This window comes from uncultured Caballeronia sp. (assembly GCF_964243625.1).
Classification (GTDB): domain Bacteria; phylum Pseudomonadota; class Gammaproteobacteria; order Burkholderiales; family Burkholderiaceae; genus Caballeronia.
In genome coordinates this window covers 1-2,995 of record NZ_CAXTGZ010000704.1, presented here as the reverse complement: position 1 = coordinate 2,995, position 2,995 = coordinate 1, and the positions used below count along the sequence as shown (strand labels likewise).

Below are 2,995 nucleotides of genomic sequence, written 5' to 3'. Positions count from 1 at the left end.
TTTCTCGACTGTGCAATCGGCTTGGGGTTTGCGCTGAGCGGCGCCGGCGCTTATTCGGTGTTGCTCGGCATGCTGGCAGGCGAGACGTTGAAGACCGTGCTGACGTGGACCACCATGGGGCCGCGGCCGCCGCTGCGGGCATCGTGGAAAGGCATTGGACATTACGTGAACTTCAGCCGGTGGATCTGGGCCGGCAGCGTGGTCAATCTGCTGCTGAACCAGTTCGATAAAGTGATCGTCGCGAAGCTGCTCGGACCCGCGCAACTCGGCGCTTACCAGATGTCGTCGAAGCTCGCGCAAATGCTGCTTGCGGACGCAGCTATTGCCATGTCGCAATATCTTTTCCCGACGTTTTCGGCGCATCATCGAAAGGACGCGGACTTTGCAGCGCGGCTCTTTCGCCGCTATCTCGGGCTCATCGCGGGAGGACTCGTCGTGCTGGTCATCATCCTGCGCTTTGCCGCTGAACCGCTGTTCCAGATCGTGCTGGGAACCGCGTGGCTGCCTGCCGTCCCGCTCTTTCGCATCTTCGTGGTCAACATGGCGATTGGCGCAGTGATCGCGGTGCTGGTGTCGTATCTTCGCGCAGTCGGATTGCCGAAGGTCGCCACGCACGCATCGATCATCCAGGCCGTGGTGCTGCTCGCCACGGTGCCGGTAGCGACGCACATGTGGGGCGTGACAGGCATTGCCTGGGCGATGACCGGCGGCCTCGCGGCCGCGGCCGGCTGGATGCTGTTCCGAATCCTTAAGGAGGCGTGATGCGCATCCTTCATCTTGTACTCGCACCGCGACTTTCAGGCGCCGAAGTGCTGGCCAAGGATCTGGCGATCCATCAGCAGAACAGCGGTGAAACGGTCGGCATGACCTCGCTTCGGCCACAGCATGAAGACTTCACCGAGCTGCGTCGCGAGCTCGATGCGAACCATGTCGAATGCATGTTCCCCGCTGCGTCGCACGGAACGCTCGGCAAGTTGTGGCATTTGTACCAGTCGGTTAATCACTACGCGCCGGACGTGGTGTTCGCCCACGCGACCATCCCTGCGTTTTATGCGCGCGCGTTGCCAATTGCGGCGCCCGTGGTGTACGTGATGCATTCGGCGACCAATGACTTCGAGCGCGGATTGTTCAGGCGTATAGAACGCGTTTTGTCGCGGCGTGCGCGTGCGGTGATCGCGGTGTCGCCTGCGAATATCGATGATTACGTGGCCGCCGTGGGCCGCCATCCTTCAATGCAGCTCATTCCGAATGGCGTCGACATGGCGCGTTTCTCGAAAGGCCTGACCGCAATTCCCGCCGATAACCATGCGCAGATCGTGCAGATTGGCCGGTATACATCGGTGAAAAACCAGTTGCAGACGGTGCACGCCTTCAAGGAGGTGGTGAAGCTCGTGCCGCATGCGCGTTTGCTGCTGGTGGGCGTGATCGAAGATCCGGCCTATTTCACGGCCGTGAACGATCTCGTGGCCAAGCTCGGGATCGGACAGCATGTCACCGTGGAAGGGCCGCGCTCGGACGTATCGGATATCTTGTTCAAGGCCAGCGTATTCGCCATGCCTTCGCGTTCGGAAGGGCACAGCATCGCGTTTCTTGAAGCGCTTGCTTCGGGCGTGCCGATCGTCGCCAGCCAGATCCGGCCTTTCAGCTTCGCGGAGGATTTCCCGGCGGTGCATCTGCTCGATCCGGAAGACACCGCAAGTTATGCGCGAGCGTTGGTGACGGCGTTGGGCGAAGGACGGGCGCAGAGACCGCTGGGCGGGCTCACACTTGCGGACACGGCTGAACGTTACCTTGCAGTGGCGCGAGAGGTGACGAGCGGGATGGCGGGGGCCCCGGCTTGAGTTGAAGAAGACTGCTAGAAGCGCTAGAAAGAGAAACGCCGGCTGATAGCCGGCGTTCTCCGTTCTGCCTACACGATCAATGAAACAGCTTCGTCGCCTGCACCAGCGTGTTGATCACGCCCCATGCCAGCGGCACGACCACGTAGATCCAGAAGACCCCAAGCAACGCCTTGTTGGTCGGAGCAGCATTGGACGAAAGATCCTGATTCATGCGAGTGTTCATTGCGTTCTCCGGTTTATCGTTGTTCTGGCTTCATTCCGACGCAAGCGCCGACGCACTCATGTGATGCTTCGCGTTCACCTGTTTCACCAGCAAGTTGCAGATGAACCCAAGCACCAGCAGCCCCGCCATGATGTGCAGCGTGGTGGTGTAGGCCTGCGCCTTTTCAACGCCATGCGCCACCTGATACGCACGGATATAGTTCACCAGCACCGGTCCTGCGATCCCCGCAGCCGCCCACGCTGTCAGCAGACGTCCATGTATGCCGCCGACGAACTTCGTGCCGAAGATATCGGCAAGATAGGCTGGTACGGTTGCGAAACCGCCGCCGTACATGGAGAGGATCACGCAGTACGAAAGCACGAACAGCGCTACATTGCCGCTCTGCGCGAATTGCGGCACGAGCCAGTACAGCACGGCGCCCAGCACGAAGAACACGAAGTACGTGTTCTTGCGTCCGAGCCAGTCCGAGCCCGACGCCCACACGAACCGGCCACCCATGTTGAACAGCGAAAGCAAGCCAACAAACCCGGCCGCAGCGCCTGCAGTAATGGTCGCCTTGAAGCTCTCCTGGATCATCACCGACGCTTGGCCCAGCACGCCGATACCCGCCGTCACGTTGAGGAACAGCACGAGCCAGATCAGATAAAACTGGGGCGTCTTCAAAGCCTGGTCGATATGCACGTGATTGCGCGTGATCATCTTGTTGCCGTTGTCGGCAGGCGGCGTCCAGCCGGCGGGCGCCCAGTTCGCGGGCGGCACGCGGATGGCGAGCGCGCCTATCGACATGGAGATGAAGTAGACAATACCCAGCACCACGAAGGTCTCGGTCACGCCGTTGCTCGTCGCGCTCTTGAAGTGGTTCATCAGCGCAACCGATGCGGGTGCGGCGATCATCGCACCGCCGCCGAAACCCATGATCGCCATGCCGGTC

4 protein-coding genes are annotated in these 2,995 nt (G+C 61.0%); 2 read left to right on the top strand and 2 right to left on the bottom strand.

Translation table 11 applies throughout. The annotated features are described in order from the left end of the window. Nucleotides 1-762 (top strand): oligosaccharide flippase family protein (locus ACFFAR_RS29605; RefSeq protein ID WP_375509057.1); only part of this gene is annotated, 762 nt, incomplete at its 5' end. Continuing rightward, complete coding sequence (locus ACFFAR_RS29600; protein ID WP_062000080.1) at nucleotides 762-1,841, top strand: glycosyltransferase family 4 protein; 1,080 nt, start codon at nucleotides 762-764, stop codon at nucleotides 1,839-1,841. The genes ACFFAR_RS29605 and ACFFAR_RS29600, both read left to right, overlap by 1 nt. Before the next feature lie 76 nt (nucleotides 1,842-1,917). Here the strand turns inward: ACFFAR_RS29600 and ACFFAR_RS29595 are convergent, their stop codons facing one another. After that, nucleotides 1,918-2,064: an oxalate:formate antiporter gene (locus ACFFAR_RS29595; protein WP_372237040.1), complete on the bottom strand. Its 147-nt coding sequence runs from the start codon at nucleotides 2,062-2,064 to the stop codon at nucleotides 1,918-1,920. Between the two features lie 30 nt (nucleotides 2,065-2,094). After that, on the bottom strand, nucleotides 2,095-2,995 hold a 901-nt coding region (locus tag ACFFAR_RS29590), incomplete at its 5' end, for an MFS transporter (RefSeq protein WP_375509056.1).